The sequence below is a fragment of the Enterococcus sp. DIV0240d genome, from assembly GCF_051711245.1.
Taxonomy (GTDB): domain Bacteria; phylum Bacillota; class Bacilli; order Lactobacillales; family Enterococcaceae; genus Enterococcus_D; species Enterococcus_D casseliflavus.
This window is the reverse complement of the sequence record NZ_JBIOMG010000001.1, coordinates 3,021,456-3,042,524: the sequence shown is the minus strand read 5'-3', so window position 1 is coordinate 3,042,524 and position 21,069 is coordinate 3,021,456. Positions and strand designations below refer to the sequence as shown.

20 protein-coding genes and 1 pseudogene are annotated in these 21,069 nt (G+C 42.1%); 15 read left to right on the top strand and 6 right to left on the bottom strand.

What is annotated here, in order from left to right:
• The first annotated feature begins 202 nt into the window (after nt 1–202).
• From IGJ25_RS14655 to IGJ25_RS14635, 5 genes are read left to right on the top strand one after another with little or no spacing between them, the layout of a single operon-like run.
• Nucleotides 203–745, top strand: coding sequence for a helix-turn-helix domain-containing protein (locus IGJ25_RS14655; protein WP_015510239.1), 543 nt, complete (start codon nt 203–205; stop codon nt 743–745).
• Between the two features lie 16 nt (nt 746–761).
• Nucleotides 762–1,850: an ABC transporter ATP-binding protein gene (locus IGJ25_RS14650; RefSeq protein ID WP_005228533.1), complete on the top strand. Its 1,089-nt coding sequence runs from the start codon at nt 762–764 to the stop codon at nt 1,848–1,850.
• 12 nt (nt 1,851–1,862) lie between these two features.
• Entirely contained in the window at nt 1,863–2,672 is an 810-nt protein-coding gene (locus tag IGJ25_RS14645; RefSeq protein WP_010749878.1) for an ABC transporter permease, read from the top strand.
• Nucleotides 2,669–3,505, top strand: a complete 837-nt coding sequence (locus IGJ25_RS14640; protein ID WP_005228535.1) for an ABC transporter permease — start codon at nt 2,669–2,671, stop codon at nt 3,503–3,505. Before IGJ25_RS14645 ends, IGJ25_RS14640 begins: the two co-directional genes overlap by 4 nt.
• Nucleotides 3,502–4,575 (top strand): ABC transporter substrate-binding protein, encoded by a 1,074-nt coding sequence (locus tag IGJ25_RS14635; RefSeq protein ID WP_010749877.1) that lies wholly within the window; start codon nt 3,502–3,504, stop codon nt 4,573–4,575. Before IGJ25_RS14640 ends, IGJ25_RS14635 begins: the two co-directional genes overlap by 4 nt.
• Nucleotides 4,576–4,720: 145 nt before the next feature.
• Here the strand turns inward: IGJ25_RS14635 and IGJ25_RS14630 are convergent, their stop codons facing one another.
• Nucleotides 4,721–5,161 carry a MerR family transcriptional regulator gene (locus IGJ25_RS14630; RefSeq protein ID WP_081116066.1) on the bottom strand — a complete coding sequence of 147 codons (441 nt, stop codon included), beginning with the start codon at nt 5,159–5,161 and terminating at the stop codon, nt 4,721–4,723.
• A 253-nt stretch (nt 5,162–5,414) separates the two neighbouring features.
• Between IGJ25_RS14630 and IGJ25_RS14625 the strand changes: the two genes are divergently transcribed.
• From IGJ25_RS14625 to IGJ25_RS14600, 6 genes are all read left to right on the top strand, one after another.
• A complete protein-coding gene (locus IGJ25_RS14625; protein WP_081116067.1) occupies nt 5,415–6,422 on the top strand; it encodes an aldo/keto reductase in 1,008 nt (335 codons plus the stop codon).
• 171 nt (nt 6,423–6,593) lie between these two features.
• Nucleotides 6,594–6,887 (top strand): zeta toxin family protein, encoded by a 294-nt coding sequence (locus tag IGJ25_RS14620; protein ID WP_231472762.1) that lies wholly within the window; start codon nt 6,594–6,596, stop codon nt 6,885–6,887.
• Nucleotides 6,880–7,047, top strand: a complete 168-nt coding sequence (locus tag IGJ25_RS14615; RefSeq protein WP_005234163.1) for a hypothetical protein — start codon at nt 6,880–6,882, stop codon at nt 7,045–7,047. Before IGJ25_RS14620 ends, IGJ25_RS14615 begins: the two co-directional genes overlap by 8 nt.
• A gap of 408 nt (nt 7,048–7,455) precedes the next feature.
• Nucleotides 7,456–9,213 (top strand): 1-deoxy-D-xylulose-5-phosphate synthase, encoded by a 1,758-nt coding sequence (locus tag IGJ25_RS14610; RefSeq protein WP_081116069.1) that lies wholly within the window; start codon nt 7,456–7,458, stop codon nt 9,211–9,213.
• Between the two features lie 289 nt (nt 9,214–9,502).
• Complete coding sequence (locus IGJ25_RS14605) at nt 9,503–10,681, top strand: MFS transporter (protein ID WP_081116070.1); 1,179 nt, start codon at nt 9,503–9,505, stop codon at nt 10,679–10,681.
• A 128-nt stretch (nt 10,682–10,809) separates the two neighbouring features.
• A complete protein-coding gene (locus tag IGJ25_RS14600; RefSeq protein WP_074933326.1) occupies nt 10,810–11,697 on the top strand; it encodes a MurR/RpiR family transcriptional regulator in 888 nt (295 codons plus the stop codon).
• 35 nt (nt 11,698–11,732) lie between these two features.
• Here IGJ25_RS14600 and IGJ25_RS14595 read toward each other — a convergent pair whose 3' ends face one another.
• Nucleotides 11,733–12,554 carry an MBL fold metallo-hydrolase gene (locus IGJ25_RS14595; RefSeq protein ID WP_087627895.1) on the bottom strand — a complete coding sequence of 274 codons (822 nt, stop codon included), beginning with the start codon at nt 12,552–12,554 and terminating at the stop codon, nt 11,733–11,735.
• A gap of 469 nt (nt 12,555–13,023) precedes the next feature.
• Here IGJ25_RS14595 and IGJ25_RS14590 point away from each other — a divergent pair, with 469 nt between their 5' ends.
• Both IGJ25_RS14590 and IGJ25_RS14585 read left to right on the top strand, forming a co-directional pair.
• Nucleotides 13,024–14,880, top strand: a complete 1,857-nt coding sequence (locus IGJ25_RS14590) for a beta-glucoside-specific PTS transporter subunit IIABC (protein WP_225000595.1) — start codon at nt 13,024–13,026, stop codon at nt 14,878–14,880.
• An 11-nt stretch (nt 14,881–14,891) separates the two neighbouring features.
• Entirely contained in the window at nt 14,892–16,316 is a 1,425-nt protein-coding gene (locus tag IGJ25_RS14585; protein WP_081116074.1) for a 6-phospho-beta-glucosidase, read from the top strand.
• A 124-nt stretch (nt 16,317–16,440) separates the two neighbouring features.
• On the opposite strand, the gene IGJ25_RS14580 is transcribed toward IGJ25_RS14585, so the two are convergent.
• Complete coding sequence (locus IGJ25_RS14580) at nt 16,441–17,325, bottom strand: AraC family transcriptional regulator (RefSeq protein ID WP_081116075.1); 885 nt, start codon at nt 17,323–17,325, stop codon at nt 16,441–16,443.
• Between the two features lie 132 nt (nt 17,326–17,457).
• Between IGJ25_RS14580 and bglB the strand changes: the two genes are divergently transcribed.
• On the top strand, nt 17,458–18,564 hold the full coding sequence (bglB, locus tag IGJ25_RS14575; RefSeq protein ID WP_081116076.1) for a beta-galactosidase BglB: 1,107 nt from the start codon (nt 17,458–17,460) through the stop codon (nt 18,562–18,564).
• Between the two features lie 39 nt (nt 18,565–18,603).
• The gene (gene rhaM / locus IGJ25_RS14570; protein ID WP_081116077.1) at nt 18,604–18,915 is read left to right on the top strand and encodes an L-rhamnose mutarotase; all 312 of its coding nucleotides are present in this window, start codon (nt 18,604–18,606) and stop codon (nt 18,913–18,915) included.
• Nucleotides 18,916–19,071: 156 nt separating this feature from the next.
• On the opposite strand, the gene IGJ25_RS14565 is transcribed toward rhaM, so the two are convergent.
• From IGJ25_RS14565 to IGJ25_RS14555, 3 genes and pseudogenes are all read right to left on the bottom strand, one after another.
• Nucleotides 19,072–20,523, bottom strand: coding sequence for a response regulator (locus tag IGJ25_RS14565; RefSeq protein WP_005234181.1), 1,452 nt, complete (start codon nt 20,521–20,523; stop codon nt 19,072–19,074).
• The gene (locus IGJ25_RS14560; protein WP_404850169.1) at nt 20,520–20,909 is read right to left on the bottom strand and encodes an ATP-binding protein; all 390 of its coding nucleotides are present in this window, start codon (nt 20,907–20,909) and stop codon (nt 20,520–20,522) included. The genes IGJ25_RS14565 and IGJ25_RS14560 overlap by 4 nt, the downstream gene beginning before the upstream one ends.
• Nucleotides 20,892–21,059, bottom strand: a pseudogene (locus IGJ25_RS14555) (histidine kinase); the annotation flags it as partial. The pseudogene IGJ25_RS14555 and the gene IGJ25_RS14560, both read right to left, overlap by 18 nt.
• Nucleotides 21,060–21,069: the final 10 nt, after the last annotated feature.

Sequence of the window (21,069 nt, the reverse complement as noted above, 5' to 3'; positions counted from 1 at the left end):
ACCGCCACTCCTTTCATTTATAATACAAGCGTTTAGCGTCACTCCTTTTTTTGATCAGAGAGAAAAGATTTCAAAAAAATGAAGAAAAAAGGCTTGTGTTTTTTGCAATTATTTGTATACTAGAAAAAGTGAAATTAAACATGAAGTTTACTTATAGCAAACTTTTTTATTTGAAGTTGTGTCAATCAAAGGGGGAATGAACATGGAGATTGGCGAGAAGCTGCGCAATTTGCGCGTTCAAAAGAATTTGACCCAAGAAGAATTAGGCGAGCGGACCGATTTGACGAAAGGCTATATCTCACAGTTGGAGCGTGATTTGAGTTCGCCTTCTATGGAAACTTTTTTTACGATCTTAGAAGTTTTAGGCGTGACACCAGAGGAATTCTTCCGAGAAGAAAATGCGCAGCATCAAGTGGTTTATCGCGAAGAAGATAGCACGCTTTATTATGATGAAGAAAATGGCTATGAATTGAAGTGGCTGATTCCTGATTCCAATGAAAAAGAAATGGAGCCAGTCTTGCTGACTTTTGATAAAGCGGGCGAATACAAGACCTTTGAACCATCGTTAGCAGAAACATTTATCTATGTCTTAGAGGGCAGTGTGGCGTTGACACTAGGAGAAACGCAGTACAAGGCTCGTAAAGGCCAATCGATTTATTATCAGGCGACTGAGCCGCATCAATTAAAAAATATTGCGGGCAAAAAAAGCCGTGTGCTTGTAGTCGTGACAGATTCTTATTTATAGTACAGGAGGAAAGAGTGTGGGAAAAACAATAATTTCATTCAACAATGTGGTGAAGCGATTTGATGATGATGAAACAGTTTTGAAAAAAGTGAGTTTTGATATTGAAGAAGGTCGCTTTTATACATTGTTAGGTCCTTCAGGTTGTGGAAAAACAACCATCTTACGCATCATTGCGGGTTTTTCGGACGCAACAGAAGGCGACGTTTATTTTGATGGACAAAGAATCAATGACGTTCCTGCCAATCAACGGCAAGTGAATACTGTCTTTCAAGATTACGCCTTATTCCCACATATGAACGTTTTTGAAAATGTGGCATTTGGTCTGCGAATCAAAAAATTACCAAAAGATGAAGTGAATAAAAAAGTCTTAGAAGCGTTGCGGCTAGTGCAGCTTCCTGGTTATGAGAATCGTGAAATCAGCGAAATGTCTGGAGGACAACGCCAACGGGTCGCAATCGCACGAGCGATCGTCAATGAGCCCAAAGTATTGCTTCTTGATGAACCCTTGTCCGCATTGGATTTGAAATTGCGAACCGACATGCAATACGAGCTGCGGGAATTGCAGCAGCGACTAGGCATCACCTTTATTTTTGTCACCCATGACCAAGAAGAAGCGTTGGCGATGAGTGATGAGATTTTCGTTATGAATAAAGGGAAGATCGTCCAAAGCGGCACACCAGTGGATATTTACGATGAACCAATCAACCATTTTGTGGCGGATTTTGTCGGTGAAAGCAACATCGTCACAGGTACGATGATCGAAGACAACTTAGTGGAATTTGTCGGCAAGCAATTTGAATGTGTCGATGGCGGGATGCGGCCGAATGAAGCTGTTGAGATCGTGATCCGTCCAGAAGATTTGAATTTGACGACGGCGGAAAAAGGCAAGCTGGTCGTTGAAGTAGACACGCAATTGTTCCGTGGCGTGCATTACGAGATCATTTGTTACGACGAACAAGGCAACGAGTGGATGGTTCACTCTACAAGAAAAGCCACTGAAGGAAGCAAGATCGGGCTTTCCTTTGAACCAGAAGACATCCACGTCATGCGTTTCAATGAGTCCGAAGAAGATTTTGATGCTCGTTTAGAGAGCTACGAAGATTAGGAGGGAAAGCTAATGACGAAAATGCGTCGTTTTTATGCGATACCCTATGTCTTTTGGTTATTGCTATTTGTTATTGCACCAGTCTTATTGATCATCTACCAATCCTTTTTTGATATGAACGGCAACTTTTCGCTGGTCAATTATCAAAGCTACTTAGGTTCTGGCAAATATTTGATCATGACCTTAAACTCGGTTTGGTATGCCTTTTTGATCACCGTGATTACCTTAGTGATCAGCTACCCGACAGCCTATTTCTTAACTAAGCTGCGTCACAAAGATTTGTGGCTTCTGTTGATCATCTTACCAACGTGGGTCAACTTATTGTTAAAAGCCTATGCGTTTATTGGGATCTTCGGCATTCATGGCAGTGTCAACAACTTCCTAGAAATCATGGGTGTTGGACCAAAGCAGATTTTGTTTACCGACTTTAGCTTTTTGACGGTTGCCGTCTATATCGAACTGCCCTTTATGATCATGCCGATTTTTAATGCCTTAGAAGAAATGAATCCCTCTTTGATCAGTGCCAGCCGCGATTTAGGGGCAAACAGCTATGATACTTTCCGACGAGTGATTTTCCCTCTGTCGTTAAACGGTGTGAAAAGCGGCGTCCAAGCCGTCTTCATTCCGTCGCTCTCCCTCTTCATGTTGACCCGTTTGATTGGGGGCAATCGCGTGATCACGCTTGGTACGGCGATCGAGCAGCACTTTCTCGTTACCCAAAACTGGGGCATGGGTTCGACCATCGGCGTCATTTTGATCATCGCTATGTTCCTCGTGATGCTGTTTACGGGAGAAAAGAAAAAAGGAGGGCAACGTAAATGAAAAAATTTCGCTGGTCGAATCTTTATCTGATCGTCGTCTTTATTCTTTTGTACGTGCCGATCTTTTATTTGATTTTCTATTCCTTCAATGAAGGAGGCACCATGAATGCTTTTACGGGTTTCACTTTTGAACATTACCAATCCGTCTTTCAAGATACCCGCTTGATGATCATCGTGTTGAACACCTTTATGCTGGCATTTTTATCAGCATTACTGGCAACGATCATCGGCACATTTGGTGCGATGGGCATCTACTATACCCGCAAACGCCGAACGAGAACGGCATTGTTGAGTTTGAATAATATTTTGTTGGTTTCACCAGATGTCATCATTGGTGCCAGCTTCTTGATTTTCTTTACGATGATCGGCAACTTGTTCCGTGGGTTTAGCTTAGGCTTTTTCAGCGTATTGCTTTCGCATATCGCCTTTAGTATCCCGATCGTGGTGTTGATGGTCTTGCCGAAACTGCAAGAGATGAACGATTCAATGATCGATGCTGCCCGTGATTTAGGCGCGAATAATTTTCAAGTCATTAAAAATATCATTTTGCCTTTCTTGACACCGGGCATCATCGCCGGCTATTTCATGGCCTTTACTTATTCACTCGATGATTTTGCCGTGACATTCTTTGTGACAGGCAATGGCTTTAGTACCTTATCGGTAGAGATCTATTCTAGAGCACGTCAAGGAATCAGTTTAGAAATCAATGCATTAAGTACACTTGTCTTCTTATTCTCCATGATCCTGGTGGTAGGTTATTACTTTATCAGTAAAGAAAACGGCGCGAAGAAATTGCGTAAAAACCGCCGTGTGGAGGTGGCAAATCTGCGATGAAACGACTACAATCTCTGATTATCGGTATTGTTGCGATCGTCCTGATCTTGCTCTTTGGTGTCCGTGAATTGGAACGCTCCTCTGGTATGGCAGGTGCTGAAGTCGTCAACATCTACAACTGGGGCGACTACATCGACCCTGATTTGATCAGTAAGTTTGAAGAAGAGACAGGCTACAAGGTCAACTATGAAACCTTTGACTCAAATGAAGCGATGTTCACGAAGATCCAACAAGGCGGTACGTCCTATGACATCGCCATACCGAGTGAATACATGATTGAGAAAATGATGGAACAAAATCTTTTAAAACCATTGGATCACAGTAAAATCAAAGGGCTAGACAATATCGACCCTCGCTTTTTGGACTTGAGTTTTGATCCAGGCAATCAATATTCCATCCCTTATTTCTGGGGAACACTGGGGATCGTCTATAACGATAAGTTTTTTGATGAAGGTGAGATCACCCAATGGGACGATCTTTGGAAACCCGAATTAGCAAACAGCATCATGCTGATCGATGGCGCGCGTGAAGTGATGGGATTAGGTTTGGACAGCTTAGGCTATTCTCTTAACAGCAAAGACGACGATCAGCTGCAAGAGGCATTCAATAAGCTGCGGACTATGACTCCAAACATCAAAGCCATCGTCGCTGATGAAATCAAGATGTACATGGCCAATGAAGAAGCATCGGTTGCGGTCACATTTTCTGGGGAAGCAGCCGACATGATGTACGAAAACGAGCACATTCATTACGTGATCCCTTCGGAAGGCTCCAACCTGTGGTTCGATAATATGGTCATTCCTAAGACCTCACAAAACGAAGCCGGTGCTTACGCCTTCTTGAACTTTATGCTGGAACCCGAGAACGCTGCACAAAACGCAGAATACATCGGCTATTCCACACCTAACCAAGAAGCCATGGCATTACTGCCTGACGAGATCACCGAAGACGAACAATTCTATCCATCCGATGAATTAATGGAACACCTCGAAGTCTATGAAAACTTAGGTGCTGAGTATCTGGGCATCTATAATGATTTGTTCTTGGAATTGAAGATGTATCGGAAATAAGCAAACTGCCATTAAGCAGGGAATGTATCCTGTTTAATGGCAGTTTTTGTAATGAACAGTCTATTTCAGCACTATACGAATGTAATTATCAAAGAATCAATGGGAGATTGATCCAAATTATTGGTAAAATATCTTCATTAAAATTCTATTCACCAACAACTACTTCCTCGTCCCAAGTTGCCGGGTTCAATGGATCGTTAGAAGCTATTTTCTGGTTGATAAGCTCTTGATAGGTATTACTTTTCTTTTCTAAATAAGCGACTCGTTTTTGCGCTTCTGCAAGTTTAACGAGCGCTTTTTCTTTTTGCGCTTGAATGATGTCGGCTCTTTCTTTGATCGTCGAATCGCCGAGGAGACAAAGCGAAATATAATGCTTAATGGCTTCTAAAGACATGCCTGTTTCACGCAAATTCTTGATACCAGTTAACCAATTGATGGAAGTCTGGTTAAAAACCCGTCTATTGTTTTTGTCCCTGATCAAACTAGGAACCAAACCCATATCGGTATAATAGCGAATCGTGTGTTCAGACAATTCAGTGATCGTGGCTGCTTCTTTGATAGAGTAAATGATGGTCACTCCTTTCATAAGTTGCTGTAGTCAAGCAAGTCGTTTAAACGTAATAGTAAAAACTGTTGTAGATCATTTTCTTTTTATATCGCGTATTATAGCACACATAATTTTGTGGAGAAAAGCAGCTTCCTATTTGAGAGCCTCAAAAAGACAAAAAGGTGGAAGAAAATGATTGTTAGAAACTCCTTGACTTCGAGTGACTCGAAGATGCTAAAGTTTAGCTAGCTTAGCGAGCACACAAAGTATCGATGAAGGAGGGAATTGTAATATGAAGAATAGAAAAATCAGAAGTTTAGAAGTCTCACCAATTGGAATTGGGTGCATGGGTTTTTCTCACGGGTATGGAAAGGTGCCAGAAGAAAAAGAGAGTATTGCATCCATTCGTAAGGCTTACGAATTTGGCTGTACATTTTTTGATACAGCAGAAGCTTATGGAAAAGAAATGTTTTATCCCGGACATAATGAGGAGTTGGTGGGCAAAGCATTGTCGCCTTTTCGAAATAATGTTGTTCTTGCCACCAAGTATCATCTCGATGAAAAAGAAGTGAATGAAAATAGAACTCTCTATACAGCGATCCGTAACCATTTGATTGCTTCAATGGAAAAATTGCGCACCGATTATGTTGACCTCTATTACCTTCATCGAATCAATGAACAGATTTCTATAGAAGAAATAGCTGAAGTGATGGGACGATTGATCAAAGAAGGTATGATCAGAGAATGGGGACTCTCACAAGTTTCCGTGGAGACACTTGCTGAAGCACAGCGGATTACCCCCATTGGTGCTGTGCAAAACCTCTATTCGATGGTTGAACGTGATTGTGAGCAAGAGATTTTCCCTTATTGTCTTGAAAACGAGATTGCAGTCGTTCCTTTTTCACCAATTGCTAGTGGGTTTTTATCAGGAAAAGTCACACCAGATACACCTTTTGAAGGAGATGATGTTCGCAAATTCGTCCCTCAGCTGGCTAAAGAAAACCTCATAGCCAATCAACCGATTTTGAATATGCTAGTAGAAGTCGCGAAAGAAAAGCAGGCAACAAATGCCCAAATCTCTTTGGCATGGATGCTTCACAAGTACCCAAATGCGGTGCCGATTCCTGGATCCAAAAATCTAGGTAGGATTTTAGAAAATCTAGCTGCTTGGGATGTACGTCTTACAGATACCGAGTTCCAAGCAATTGAAAACCAATTGAATCAAATACCTGTATATGGCCATCGAGGACATGTCGAATCACAACAACAATCTTTCGGAAAACACTGGGAAAAACACTAAAAAAAGAAAAAACTGGAAAAGCAGACTGCATGACAAATGTAGTCTGTTTTTGCTTCTAGTTCACTAACAGAAACCTTTTTTCCCTCTTACTTTTCACAATAAATGATTTTTGCTTTACCCCCTAAAAAAGCTGATCAAAATATTGCGCGATGCTTAAAAAAGAATTATGATGTGCTTATCTATTATATCTATCAAGATCCTTTTATTGCTTGGAATTATACGAAGCAACGTGAAAAAATAGAAGGACGCTTTGTTCCTAAAGAACATTTTATAAATGCTTTTTTTCAATCAAGATATAACTTGATTAAAATGAAGGAATTGTATAAAGAAAATGTGACCGTTAATATTTTTATAAAAGATTTTCAAAATCGCCATTCTCATACGTTGATGGCAGTTGACAATGTATCGTTCGCTTTGCCATTAACATACACAAAGGAAGAATTGGAGGAGAAGCTCAATGACTGAGAAAGAAAAAGTAGAAACAATCATGATAAAATATCATCGAAACTTCTCGATCTTACAGAAAAAGGCAACGCCTAGCGAATTGAAAACAGTTTTAAACTTTGTTGCAGAAGAATCGAACCGTAAACAGCGAGTGCTTGTTGGTTTAGAGAAAGAAGAATAAGCGGATAATGAAAAAATTTAGGTTTCTTAAGAATGATCATTGAACAAGTAAACCCGAGATAAGAAGCAAGCGCTTCTTATCTTTTTTTGTATCATTATGGTGGGCGTGCTGTAACGTTAGGATCAAAATAGAAAAAATTCACAAAAAGTGCTTGACCTAAAGTCAACTCTAGGTGGTATCTTTTTAGATAGAAGAAATGAGCAGCGATGGTTAGAACTAAGAAAAATCACGATTTCCCTTTAGGATAACTTGCTATTTCTTGGTTTGACAGGAATTTAAAAAAGAGCGTCCAACTCCGATTGCCGCATTTTTTCATTCCAGAGAACGATCTACTCATTTCGACTTCGTGTCTTTTTCCTTGTGAGTAAACACACGAACCATTCAAACATTTCTACAGGAGGTACGTACATGTTATTAGAAAAAATCAAAAGCCCCAAAGAGTTAAAAGAATTGACCAGCGGGCAACTTCAAGAACTGGTAGTAGAAGCACGAACTGCTTTATTGGAAAAAATCAGTCACCATGGAGGGCACAATGGCCCTAATCTGGGGATGGTTGAGATGACGATCGCGTTGCATAAAGTCTTTGATTCCCCCACCGATAAACTGATTTTTGATGTGTCTCATCAGACCTATATCCACAAAATGTTGACGGGACGCGCCCATGCCTTTCTTGATGCTGCTCAGTATGATGCGGTTTCTGGTTACACGAATCCGAAAGAAAGCGAGCACGATCTCTTTACGGTCGGTCATACCTCCACCTCAGTTTCGTTGGCAAATGGTGTGGCGAAAGCCCGTGACCTAAAAAATGAAACGTATAACGTCGTTGCCGTCATTGGCGATGGTTCTCTATCAGGTGGCTTAGCGTTTGAAGGCTTGAACAATATTGTGGAATTAGGCACCAATACTATCGTGATCCTCAACGACAATGACCAATCGATCGCAGAAAATCATGGAGGGATGTATCAGAATTTGCGGGCATTGCGGGAAACCAAGGGGCAAGCAGCAGACAATCTGTTCAAAGCGATTGGTTTTGAGTACCACTATTTAGATGAAGGAAATGACCTCGCTGCCTTGATCGCTTTATTTGAAAAAGTGAAAGACATTGATCATCCTGTTTTATTACACATTCATACGATCAAAGGCAAAGGCTTCAAGTTTGCGGAAGAAAATCGTGAAAAGTTTCATGCAGGTGGTCCCTTTCATTTAGAAACAGGCGAATATATTTCTGCTGGCGGCAATCAAGTAACCTACAACAGCTTAACGACGGATTATTTATTAGAAAAAATGGCGACAGATCCTAAAGTTGTGGCAGTAAATGCCGGTACACCGATGCTGCTTTTTTCTCCAGAACAACGAGAAAAAGCAGGTAAACAATTTGTAGATGTGGGTATTGCAGAAGAACATGCGGTATCGATGGTTGCTGGGTTAGCAAAAAATGGAGCGAAACCTGTCTGGGCCGTTTTTTCTACCTTTATGCAACGTAGTTTTGATCAAATTTCCCATGATTTGGCCCTAAATCATCTGCCTGGAACGATTCTGGTATACGGTGCATCGATTCATGGAATGAATGACGAGAGCCATTTGGGAATTTTTGATATCCCCTTTTTGGCACATATTCCCAACCTTGTTTATCTTGCGCCAACCTCTAAAGAAGAATATCTAGCAATGTTGGATTGGTCGCTGGAACAAACCAACGCTCCAGTTGCGATCCGAGTACCGGTTGGACCTGTCAACGAAACGGCAGTGGCAGCCTCTACTGACTACAGCGATCAAAAAAATGAGGTGACTCAAGCTGGCACGCAGGTAGCCATCGTCGGTGTCGGAAACTTTTATGCGCTAGCAGAAGAGATCGCTGAACAATTGGAAATGCAACATGGAATTACCCCAACGGTGATCAATCCTAAGTTTATTTCAGGGGTCGACAACGAATTGTTGGATGCTGTGGCACGAGCGCATAAACTCGTTGTCACGTTGGAAGACGGCATACGAGAGGGCGGCTATGGACAAATGATTGCCAGCTATCTTGGTGATCGTGAGATTGCCGTCAAAAACTATGGCTTAGAAAAGAAATTTTATGATAATTACCGAGCAGCGGACGTTTTATCCGAACTTGGTATCACTGCTGAGGCAATTACGAAAGATGTCATAGAACAGCTGCAGAAATAAGTTCTCTTGGGGTGTCTTATGTAGCTGATAGGATGTTAAAAAATGAATGATCGAAGGAAACCTTGCAGTAAAACAGACTGCAAGGTTTTTTCGCAGACAATCGGTGATGATCTCCAGCAAATGCAGAAGACCAATGCTTTTCAAGCATAAAGCCTCAGCGTAGGAAGCATTGGTCAAAAGCTGGCGATCCAGCAAATAATAAAGAGGTAGGAAAAGATTGCTTTGGTGTCTTATCCGGTTGAGCTCAGAGAAACAAAAAAAGTATTTTGTAAAAAGAAAAGGGGTAACTATGAAATTTTTTTCAATGAAGTTGCTGGCACTGTTGTCGGTGGCAATGGTCGTCTATTCGGCACCGGCGATTTCTGCCAATGTTCCAGCGATTGCGGCAAGCTTTCCAGAAGTAGATGCAGTCTACGTCGGGTTACTGACCACGATTCCGTCATTGTTTCTTTTGCTAGGGATTTTTACTACTAGCATGATCGAAAAAAGGATCGGCAAAAAATACACGATGGTCACCGGCTTGGTCATTGTGGCGATTTTTGGCACGCTGCCGGCATGGTATCAGGGGAGCTTTCCCGTCTTGTTTCTTTCGCGCGCGATTCTTGGCTTTGGGATCGGCTTATTCAATCGTTTGGCGATTCAAATGATTAGTTTGTTGTTTCAAAATGAGCCGCAAAAGAAAGCCAAGGCTCTTGGGTTAGAAAGTGCCGTCGGTGGTTTAGGTGGTATCTTTATGACTTTGCTGGTAGGGCAGCTAGTGAAGATCAGTTGGGAGATCTCTTTCTTCGTTTATGGCTTTGCCTTGATCAGTCTCTTTTTTGTTCAGGTATTTATTCCCAACGAAACAAAAGCGAACACCGATGCGGCTCTGAGAGCGAACGTCACGGTTTCAACAGAACGGAAACAAAAGTCATTTGTTTTGGGTGTGCTCTTGTTTCTGATCGTTGTCTTGTTTATCAACTACAATCTGCAGATCACCCCGTTGTTGTTGGAAAAAGGAATCGGTGATGCGACCGATGGCAGTAACATGATCGCCGCCATTGCGACGGGGGCATTTATCGCCGGCAATGCCTTTGGCTTGATATATAGACGCCTACATCGCTGGTTGCTGCCCGTTGCGGCATTGCTTGCAGGAAGCAGCATCTATTTGACGTATCCTTTGCAGACGGTGGGGCTGCTCTTGGGTTGTTCTTTACTACTAGGCTTTGCCTTTCGCAGCATCATGCCTTTTTTCACCCACTTGCTGACGACTGGTGGTGAAGCGGAAGCTAAGTTTGGCACGATCGTCTCGATCGTTGCTTACAATTTAGGAGTCACGTTAGCACCTTATGCATCACGCTTGCTGATACTAGTCAGCGGCAATGAAACAGCAGGGATGCAGATGATTCTATCTGGAGGCTTGTTGTGCTTGATTGGTGTCCTAGCTTTTTTGGGAAATAAATACTTTCTGTATTTTGAACGAGGATAGGCGAAAGCTAGCTTGATCCTCGTTTTTCCATCTTCATTTCATCCTTCTCATCGCTTATAATAAAAAGAAACAATGATGAGTTGAGCGTACTAGACAAACTGCAGGCGTCAATCAGAGGGGAGAACCAGATGTATCTTTTTCAAAAAATTGAAGAAGCAGCGTTTAAACAAAATGATGCGAGACGAACGATCGGTGACTTTTTATTAAGCAATCGAGAAAAAGTTAGTGAGTATAGCATGGAAGAAATCGCAAAACTGACCCATACTTCCAAGCCGACGCTGGTCCGTTTTGCAAAATATTTTGGCTTTTCTGGTTGGAAAGAATTTGTATATGCCTTCATGCACGAATTGGCTCATTTTGATGATGGGTCAGCAGCAATCGATGTGAACATTCCTTTTGATGAAGCTGCAGACACATTAGAAATCATTGAAAACTTGGCGAACTTGCGTATGCAAACGATTAAAGAAACAGCGGCACTTATGACCGTAAAAGACCTGAATCAAGCTGCGAGGCTCATCAATGGCGCTCAAACCATCGTCATCTATGGGCGTAGTCCAAATTCTTATTTCGGACAGCTGTTTAAACGCAACTTAAACACGATCCATAAAAAAGCCTTTCTTGCAGATGCGGATGAATCTGGCTTGATTTCTAATACGCTGACCCCACAGGATTGTGCCATTCTGATCTCTTATTCTGGTAATAATTCAGAAACGTATCCTATGAAAAATGTGAAAACATTGTTGAAAAATGGTGTGCCGATTATCAGTATTACGAGTGGTGGAGAGAACTATTTGCGGGACTATTCGACGATCGTCTTGACGATTGCTAGCCGAGAAAAACTGTATTCCAAAATCGGAAATTTTTCCACAGAAGAATCGATTCAGTTCCTTTTGACAGTTTTGTTTGCTAAGATTTTTTCCCTCGATTATCAGGAAAATATCCAAATGAAAATCACCAATGCTCGTTTTTTAGAGACGAGCCGAAAAACGACGTTTAAAGAGATGGCAGAAGAATAAAAGGACCGCACCGAATATGGTGTGGTCCTTTTTCCCTATTGTACATTGTTAGGAGTGGTTGATTTCAGTTCGATTGGCTCACCGGCAGCGACAAGACGAATCCGCTTTGGATTGACGATCCGATCGTACAAAGCCTCAGGATCCCCATTAAAGGCATCGATATGCGGAGCATCCACTGTTCCCCAATGGGAGAGGATCAATTCAGCATGCGGATAGTTGTTTGCCAGCTTGACGGCATTCTCAAAGCCGATGTGCCACGCGTTGTCGTTAAAGTCAAACAAGATCGCATCTGGCTGAGGCATCTCTAATTGCTCTGGTAAAAGACGAGAATCTCCAGGAATCCACAAGGAGCCATCAGGTGTATCGATCCAAAAGCCACAATAGTCCTCAATTTGGAAGACACGATCAAATTTTGTCGTTTCATTTTGCCAAAGGTGATACGCCTTTGTTAAAGAAATCGTCAAATTCTTCACGGTGAATGAATCATAGATATCGTGGCCTTGGGCAGCAACATGAAAGTGCTCTTGTATAAGTTCGGCGACATACTTGGGTCCATGAAAGCTGTCGGTAACAGAAACTAATTTGTCAATTGTCGGAATGCTGTAATGATCGTTATCCGAATGGGTGATCAATACCGCATCTAAGTGAGGAACTGCCGACGGTTTGATTGGCAGATCGATCAGTAACGGCAGGTCAAATCCTTCTAAGACCGGATCGACCATGATACAAGTACCCCGGCTGTTTAAAAGAATGCCGGAATTTCCTAACCATCGAATGATCGTTTGATCCGTTTTTTGAAAAGCTTTTTCGTTAAAGACAATCGTTTTTGGAGGAATTGCTTGTTGTGCGTTTGTCATTTTTTTTCGTTCCCTTCGCCTGTTTTTTTAATCCAACGCAGCATCGCCGTTCGTAACAGGCTATGCTGAATCGTTGTTCCATTATGAGGTGCTTCAACGGTTTGGGGGAAAGAAGCTGCAGTTCCAGTAATTTTAAGAGAGTATTATGCCGCCATTTTTTACATGATTATTCTATGGCGTGCGCCCATCGATTGTTTTTGATTGCCACAATTCAAAAGTGTCGCATTCATAGAGTAAATTATACCATTGTTTCTCCTGGCTTCGTCAAGGCAGTGCGGGGTCTTTTCGTGGAATAAATTTCGAAAAAAGAGCGGTATTTAATGAAAAGGTGAAATCCATTTCGACTTTAGGAAAATGTGTTGGAACCGCTCTCTAAAAATGGTACATTGCTGGCAGAAAGAACAGTATGTTTTACCGGTGAGCACATACAACATAGATTTTCTTTGAAATTTATCTAGGGGTGGAATGTATGAGTGAAAATTATCAATCATTAGCAAAAAAAATCGTCCAGTATCTGGGGGGACAAGAAAATATCACGGATGCCTATCATTGTCAAACACGATTACGCTTTAAAGTCAAAGATGAAAAGTGTATAGATCAAGGAGAACTAGAGGCACTCGATGGGGTTGCCAAATACATCAATAACGCAGGGGTACATCAAGTCGTGATTGGAACACATGTCAAAGATGTCTATGAAGAAGTCACAAAATTGGTTTCGCTTCAATCATCAGGGACGTCAGAGCCTGGGGAGAAAAAAGGGCCGGCAGCTGCAGTGATCGATTTTGTGGCAGGAACGTTTCAACCAATTATTCCGGCATTGTCCGGTGCTGGAATGGTTAAGGCAGTTTTGGCTTTGTTGATCGTCTTTGATGTGATCACCGCTGATTCGCAAACCTATTACATGCTGAATCTTTTTGCAGATGGTGTTTTCTTCTTCTTACCAATGATCCTGGCCTTCACTGTGGCACAAAAATTGCGATGCAATCCGATTTTAGCGGCTTCAGTGGCTGCTATGATGATGCATCCTAATTGGGGTGCCTTGGTCACAGCAGGCGAACCCATTCACTTTTTTGGGGTTATTCCTTTTACATTAGCAAACTATACGGGATCAGTTATTCCGATCCTGATCGTGATTTTTTTCCAATCGTATGTCGAAAAGTTTTTGAACAAAGTGATTCCAAAATCAGTAGAACTGGTTTTTGTTCCAATGCTAACATTCTTGATAATGGGTACATTAGCCTTCTCGCTATTTGGACCGATCGGTAGTATCTTGGGTGGCTATTTGGCAACTTTCTTTACCTTCTTAAGTGTCCATGCTAGCTGGGTTCCAGCGGTTTTGATTGGGGGCTTTTTACCAATCATGGTGATGTTTGGTTTGCACAATGGGATTGCTCCTTTAGGGGTGATGCAAATGGCAGAACTTGGGTATGACAGTATTTTTGGTCCAGGGGCATTAGTCTCAAACATAGCTCAAGCAACCGCAGTAGCAATTGTCGCATTGCGTACGAAAGAGAAAAAGACTAAGCAGTTGGCGGTATCAGGGGCGATTACTGCCTACATGGGGATTACTGAACCCGCTTTATATGGAATCAATTTGCCAAAAAAATATCCGTTAGTTGCGGCAATGATCGGTGGGGCTTCTGGTGGTTTGTATGCTGGCTTGACCAATACGCATCGCTTTGCGACCGGTTCGTCTGGTCTCCCAGCAGTCTTACTATATATCGGTGATGATACGATGCGCTATTTTTGGAATATCATTATCGCATTGGTGATTGCAGCTGTGGTGAGTGCGGTCGTTACCTATGTCTTAAGTTTCAAATATGAAACAAAAGTGACAATTGATGTTCCAGATATGAAAGCAGTAGTCTTAGAAGATACCCTATTGATCAATCCTGTACCAGGAACCGTGATGCCACTGAATCAAGTCAAAGATGACGCATTTGCTTCTGAAGCACTCGGAAAAGGATTTGCGGTCGATGAACCCATCGGTGAAGTCATTGCGCCTTTTGATGGAAAAGTCGCTGCTGTTTTTCCTACCAAACACGCGATTGGATTGGTTTCAGACACGGGAATTGAATTGTTGATCCATGTCGGTTTAGACACAGTGGAACTAAATGGTCAGTATTTTGATGCGTTAGTAGAAGCAGAGCAAAAAGTTACAAAAGGACAGCGACTGCTGACGTTCGATGTACAGCAGATAAAAGCTGCAGGATATGTCACACAAGTACCGATCATCGTTACCAATACACCACAATATACCGCAGTCGAACTTGTGAAGGAAGGATTGGTAGCTAAAGAAGAGGAAGTACTTGTAGTCAAAGTTTAGGAGGAAATAACATGGGATTATCAGATGATTTTTTATGGGGTGGTGCAACGGCTGCCAATCAAGCAGAAGGAGGCGTATTAGCAGGAGGACGTGGCTTATCAAATGTCGACCTCTTACCAACTGGTCCTGATCGCGCAAAGGTCGCTGCGGGTGAACTGGAAATGTTGGAATGGCAGGAAGATTCTTTTTATCCAGCCCAAACGGCCATTGATATGTACCACCATTATATGGAAGATATTGCCCTTTTTGCCGAAATGGGGTTTAACGTGTATCGGATGTCACTTTCTTGGTCACGGATTTTTCCGAATGGCAATGACGAAGCGCCCAACGAAGAAGGACTGCTTTTTTATGAGAAAATCTTCAAAGAATTGAGAAAACATCAAATCGAGCCATTAGTCACGATTGCCCACTTCGATGTTCCGCTGCATTTGATCAAGGAATTTGGTGGCTGGAAAAATCGCCGACTCATTGATTTCTATGTGACTTATGCGGAAACCGTCTTCCAACGCTATCGCGGGTTGGTCAAATATTGGCTGACGATCAATGAAATCAATATTTTGCTGCATCAGCCCTTTGTAGGTGGCGGGATCGTCTTTAAAGAAGGGGACAATCGTCAAGAAATCAAATACCAAGCAGCGCATCATCAGTTAGTCGCCAGTGCCTTAGCAACCCAAAAGGCTCATGAAATCGATCCGACCAATCAAGTTGGTTGTATGCTGGCTGGTGGCAGTCATTATCCTTATACTTGCCGACCTGAAGATTACCAAGAAGCAATCAATCGTGATCGCGAAGGCTATTTCTTTATCGATGTGCAAGCCCGAGGCAAATACCCCAATTATGCCTTGAAAAAATTTGAGCGAGAAGGCTTAACAATCAAAATAACACCTGAGGACGAGGCGATTTTAGCGGCTTCTCCTGTTGATTTTGTCAGTTTTTCTTATTACTGTTCTCGAACGGTCAGTGCCCACCCAGAAGACTATACGCAAGCGACAGGGAATCTCTTTCCATCAATTAAAAATGAACATCTATCATCGACTGAGTGGGGGTGGCAGATTGATCCGTTAGGACTGAGAAATTCATTGAATCAATTGTATGATCGCTATCAAAAACCGTTGTTTATCGTAGAAAATGGGTTAGGGGCGATCGATACCCCTGATGAGAATGGGTTTGTCGCAGACGATTATCGGATCGACTATTTAAAAAAACATATTCAAGCCTTCAAAGATGCGGTGACGATCGACGGCGTGGAACTACTTGGTTATACTACTTGGGGTTGTATTGATCTTGTAGCAGCCAGCACCGGTCAAATGAGTAAACGCTACGGCTTTATCTATGTGGATCGAGACGATCAAGGCAACGGCACCTTGAAACGAACCAAGAAAAAATCCTTTGAGTGGTATAAAAAAGTGATCGCTTCAAATGGGGAAGTTTTATAATATACAAAAAGAATGACACGAGAAAATGTGTCATTCTTTTTGTATTGTGTCGTGCAACATCAGGACAGGCAAGCAGGAACTCTTTTTTTACACGAGCCAATGGTGGACGCTTTGCAACGGCTTGCTATTTTTTCCCTGCAAAATGCGCAAAACGGACAAATTGATTTTGGGCTTCTTCTCGTAAAAATTCTTTTGGTGTCAGCTGAAATTCTTGTTTAAAGCAGCGTAAAAAATGGGTATAGGAGTTGAAGCCGCAAGCTTCGAAGGTGGCGGTGGCGCTTCTGGTTTTACGTAAAATTTCTTTGCTCTTTAAGAGTCGTTTCTTGACGACATAGGCATGAAAGGCGACGCCAGTTTCTTTTTTGAAGGTCCTTGAAAGCGAGTATGGGCTCATGAAAAGGGCTTTGGCGACGGTCTCTAAGGAGAGATCAGCGGTCAAATGCTGATTGACATAGGTAATGGCCGCCAAAATGTCTTTATTTTTATAGAGTGAGTCGGATAAAAACAGCGGTTCTTTTTCCTGATAGGCAATCGTATTGATGGAAATCAAAAACGCGATCAAATGATTTTGATAAAGTAAGTCGGTGCCATAACTGCTATCCGTTTTTTTGCGCAAAGGTCGCAATAGCTGGTCTAGTTGGTCGGCATCGATCGATAAAATACGACTGTTGATGCCGCCGTTGCTACGAAAACAGGCAGTGAGATCTGTTTGGGTAGTGGAGAGGGCAGCGAGATAAGTAGGATTGATATACAGGTAGGTTCGCTCGAAAAAATCAGAAGTTTGATGGACGATTCGATGCAAGACATTCGGAGGAATCAAGATGATCGTACCAGGTTCTAGAGGGAATTCTCCGCCATCGATAAAGAAGACCGCTGATCCTTTTAAGGTACAGTGAATCTCATAAAAACTATGGTAATGATAAAGGGTATTGTTTTCTTCTACGATGTCTTTGATATGAAAGGCCTCAAAGCGATCGTTGATCATCGTGTCCGCACTTTGCTTCTCCATGATTGGCTCCTTTCGTACTCGTTTGTTTTTATCATACAAGAATAGATAGTAAAGTGTCAATAACTGCTATTTTTGTGTAAATGTAAGCGTGTTACGATCAATCTATCAAAGAGAAATGAGAGGATGAACCCAATGGTGATTTTAGAACAGTTATTTGTGGAAAAACGTGTTGTGGAAGAAAAAATTGATCGCATGATCGAAAATTTAACGACGATCAAGGATGATAATGGTGAATTTTTATTAGACTTTGACGGCTTGATCGTTGATGATAAAAGCTGGGGGATTTGGAACTGGCCGCAAGGGGTGGGACTATATGGCATTTATAAAAACTACCAAATCACCAAAAATCCTAAAGCGCTCCAAGTTGTGGAAGAATGGTTTGAGCAGCGGATGTTAGAAGGCGCGCCGCCTAAAAATGTCAACACGATGGCGCCGCTTTTAGCAATGGCGTATCTTTATGAAGACACCAAAGATTCTCGTTACTTGCCTTACCTTGAACAATGGGCGGAATGGGTCATGCATGATATGCCGCGAACCGATGAAAATGGTCTGCAGCATGCGACCTATGGACCAGAAAATCGCAACCAGCTTTGGGACGATACCTTGATGATGACTGCTTTGCCTTTGGCGAAAATTGGCATGTTGCTGAATCGTCCGGCTTATATCGAAGAAGCAAAACAACAATTTATGATCCATATCAAATACTTAGTGGATAAAAAAACTGGGCTTTGGTTCCACGGCTGGACCTTTGAAGAACGCCACAATTATGCACAAGCGCTTTGGGCAAGAGGCAACTGCTGGATCACCATTGCGATTCCTGAGATCATTGAAATTCTCGACTTGCAAGAAGGAGATGCGTTACGGAGCTTCTTGATCAATACCCTCTTAGACCAACTGACTGCCTTGCAAGAAATGCAAGATGAAAGTGGCCTGTGGCACACCTTGTTAGACGATCCTAGCTCGTATGTGGAGGCTTCCGCGACTGCTGGTTTTGCCTATGGGATCTTAAAAGCCGTTCATAAGCGTTACATTGACAAAACTTGGGAAGATGTTGCCTATAAAGCGTTAGCCGGTTTGATCGAACAAGTTGCAGAAGATGGAGAAGTCCAAAATGTTTCCATCGGTACTGGAATGGGAGAAGACTTGGCGTACTACAAAAACATTGCGATTACGGCGATGCCTTACGGGCAATCACTGACAGTCTTAGCATTTACTGAACTATTGGTTTCATTTTGTTAAGTTAAACACCTTAAGCAATAAAGAGAGGAGCAAACAAAGATGATCAAAAAAGCGATTCGGATGAAGCTACATCCTGGTTATGAAGCAGAATATGAAAAACGGCATCGCGAACTATGGCCAGAACTAAAAGAGCAGCTCATAGCACACGGGGCGAAAAGCTACCAGATTTTCTTAGATCCAGAAACCCTTGCGTTGTTTGGCTACCTTGAGATTGAAGATGAAACCCGCTGGCAGCAGTTAGCGGCAACCGAGATCAACCAAAAATGGTGGCATTACATGGCAGAACTCATGGAAACAAATCCTGATGATTCGCCAGTGACACAGGAGTTAAAGGAAGTCTTTATGCTGTAAGCTAGACAAAAATGCTCATTCCTTAAAACGAACACGGTCGCATCAGTTGTTTGACATCAATCACTGGTTAGTCAAAGAGGTAGTTCGCTCACATTCGTGAGCGGACTACCTCTTTTGTTGAAATAGCAAAACAATGCTTTCGTTATAGAAGAAACGTTAAGAGAGAAGGGCTTTTTCTTGTTGCTTCAAAAATTTCTTTGGTGTCATACCAGTAATCTTTTTGAACGTTTGAACAAAATATTCAGGCGCATTGCTAAAGCCCGTCATCGCTGCCACTTCGTATACTTTGTAGTTTTTCTTCAGCAGTTCTTGTGCTTTTTGGATGCGGTATTCGGCTAATTTTTGATTGAAGCGAATCCCGGTTTCTTTGTAATAGGTTTTTCCTAAGTATTCAGGATTTAAGTACAAAAGATGGGCTGCGATCCATTTCAATGACAATGCTTCATGGTCATAATATTCTTCGATGATCAGGTTGACCTTTTGGGACAGCTGCATGTTCTCGCTATCATCTAAGCTGCCCCGCATCAAATCGATACAGTGAAGCAGCATAAACTGGAGTTCGTGCCAATTATTCAAGAGCATGATCTTTGGGGAATAGTCATCAAAGTAAATGTCTTTTTTGATGCGATGGTTTTCAAAAATTGCCGATAACAAATCGTTGACCTGCAGCCGCAATAGTTGGACAGGGTAAAGCTCCATGCGACAGGTAGAAAAAAAGTTTTCCGTAAGAACTTGGGCTAAAGTCAGTTCGCCTTTGTCGATCAATGCCAAAAGTTTTTCACGGTATTCCATATAGAGACTATTTTCATAGACATTTTCTTGTGAGATTTGGGCTTCTTGGATGACTTCAAAGGTATCAAAATAAAACTCCTTATCCAAGTTTCGCTTGCCTAAATGATAACTGAGTAAAAATTTTTCGGGAGTTTCGACCCAGCAATTGATGGCGATCCCTTTTCCTAGATGCGCAGCCTGTACCTTCGTTTTAAAAAAGAGATTAAAGGTATTTTCCGTACTGAAGTTCAGGATATAGCCAACTTTGTTTTGATGACCGATCACCAACTCGTGATGGTTCTCATAGCTTTCGATCCGCTTAGCGATGGCGTGATAGAATTTCGAATCAAATAAGTACATACAAAATGGAAAAACGAACGATTCAGGCAGCGGTTCTTCTCCGCAGCTATTGATGTATTGTTCAATTTGTTGTTTTAAATAGAGGGTAGATTCCATTTGGCGACGTTCAGAGCGTTCGATCGTCTCAGCCAACGCTTCTGAAAGCTTGCTCGGAAAAACAGGTTTTTCAAGGAAAAATTTGACCCCTAAAGCCATCGCTTCTTTGGCAAAGGAGAAGCTGCCAAAGCCTGTCAAAATAATGATTTGAATCGCAGGATTGATGGCTTTTAATTTTTTGATCAAGGCAAGTCCATTGACTTTAGGCATATTGATGTCGGTAATCACGATGTCGATGGTGTTTTGCTGACAAAATGCCAAGGCTTCTTCACTGTCTGTGTAAATTCCTTTGACCACTAATGGGAAATCAAAAGAAGCAACGAGGTTAGCCACACCATTTGCTATCAAGGGTTCATCGTCAACAACGAGGATATTTTTCATGTTTCACTCACTCCTTTTAAGGGGATCACAAAGCGCACCGTCGTCTTTTTGAAGGGAATCGAGGAGACGATGGCTAACGACGCTTGATCACCATAATGCAGTTGCAATCGTTTTTGAATATTGGTCAATCCGATGCCGCCTTCTTTTTCAATCGAGAAGTTGGCTTTAAAACCAGGGCCATTGTCAGAGACACTGACTTGGAGAAAGGTTGCTTGTTGTTCAATCGTAAGGACGAGGCGACACGTCTCCTTCATATCATTGACGGCGTATTTAAAGACATTTTCAATCAATGGTTGAATCAGTAACTTAGGAACCTTAAAGGACAGGTCATTCACCAAAATTACTTCGATATACTCGATCCGTTTCCCGAAGCGAACGTTTTGAATATTGATATAGGCATGCACGATATCTAACTCATCTTGCAGCGTCGTGAAGTCAGACTTGGTATCGATTTTTTTACGAAACAAATAGGCAAGGGAGGTGACCATCTCTGAGATCTGCCACTGCTGATTTTCAATGGCGATCCAGTTGATCGAGTCTAACGTA

What these genes read in the sequence shown, in the direction of transcription:
- IGJ25_RS14655 (WP_015510239.1), top strand. Translation starts at nt 203, where the DNA reads ATGGAGATTGGCGAGAAGCTGCGCAATTTGCGCGTTCAAAAGAATTTG.
- IGJ25_RS14645 (WP_010749878.1), top strand. Translation starts at nt 1,863, where the DNA reads ATGACGAAAATGCGTCGTTTTTATGCGATACCCTATGTCTTTTGGTTA.
- IGJ25_RS14640 (WP_005228535.1), top strand. Translation starts at nt 2,669, where the DNA reads ATGAAAAAATTTCGCTGGTCGAATCTTTATCTGATCGTCGTCTTTATT.
- IGJ25_RS14635 (WP_010749877.1), top strand. Translation starts at nt 3,502, where the DNA reads ATGAAACGACTACAATCTCTGATTATCGGTATTGTTGCGATCGTCCTG.
- IGJ25_RS14630 (WP_081116066.1), bottom strand. Translation starts at nt 5,161, where the DNA reads ATGAAAGGAGTGACCATCATTTACTCTATCAAAGAAGCAGCCACGATC.
- IGJ25_RS14625 (WP_081116067.1), top strand. Translation starts at nt 5,415, where the DNA reads ATGAAGAATAGAAAAATCAGAAGTTTAGAAGTCTCACCAATTGGAATT.
- IGJ25_RS14615 (WP_005234163.1), top strand. Translation starts at nt 6,880, where the DNA reads ATGACTGAGAAAGAAAAAGTAGAAACAATCATGATAAAATATCATCGA.
- IGJ25_RS14610 (WP_081116069.1), top strand. Translation starts at nt 7,456, where the DNA reads ATGTTATTAGAAAAAATCAAAAGCCCCAAAGAGTTAAAAGAATTGACC.
- IGJ25_RS14605 (WP_081116070.1), top strand. Translation starts at nt 9,503, where the DNA reads ATGAAATTTTTTTCAATGAAGTTGCTGGCACTGTTGTCGGTGGCAATG.
- IGJ25_RS14600 (WP_074933326.1), top strand. Translation starts at nt 10,810, where the DNA reads ATGTATCTTTTTCAAAAAATTGAAGAAGCAGCGTTTAAACAAAATGAT.
- IGJ25_RS14595 (WP_087627895.1), bottom strand. Translation starts at nt 12,554, where the DNA reads ATGACAAACGCACAACAAGCAATTCCTCCAAAAACGATTGTCTTTAAC.
- IGJ25_RS14590 (WP_225000595.1), top strand. Translation starts at nt 13,024, where the DNA reads ATGAGTGAAAATTATCAATCATTAGCAAAAAAAATCGTCCAGTATCTG.
- IGJ25_RS14585 (WP_081116074.1), top strand. Translation starts at nt 14,892, where the DNA reads ATGGGATTATCAGATGATTTTTTATGGGGTGGTGCAACGGCTGCCAAT.
- IGJ25_RS14580 (WP_081116075.1), bottom strand. Translation starts at nt 17,325, where the DNA reads ATGGAGAAGCAAAGTGCGGACACGATGATCAACGATCGCTTTGAGGCC.
- bglB (WP_081116076.1), top strand. Translation starts at nt 17,458, where the DNA reads ATGGTGATTTTAGAACAGTTATTTGTGGAAAAACGTGTTGTGGAAGAA.
- rhaM (WP_081116077.1), top strand. Translation starts at nt 18,604, where the DNA reads ATGATCAAAAAAGCGATTCGGATGAAGCTACATCCTGGTTATGAAGCA.
- IGJ25_RS14565 (WP_005234181.1), bottom strand. Translation starts at nt 20,523, where the DNA reads ATGAAAAATATCCTCGTTGTTGACGATGAACCCTTGATAGCAAATGGT.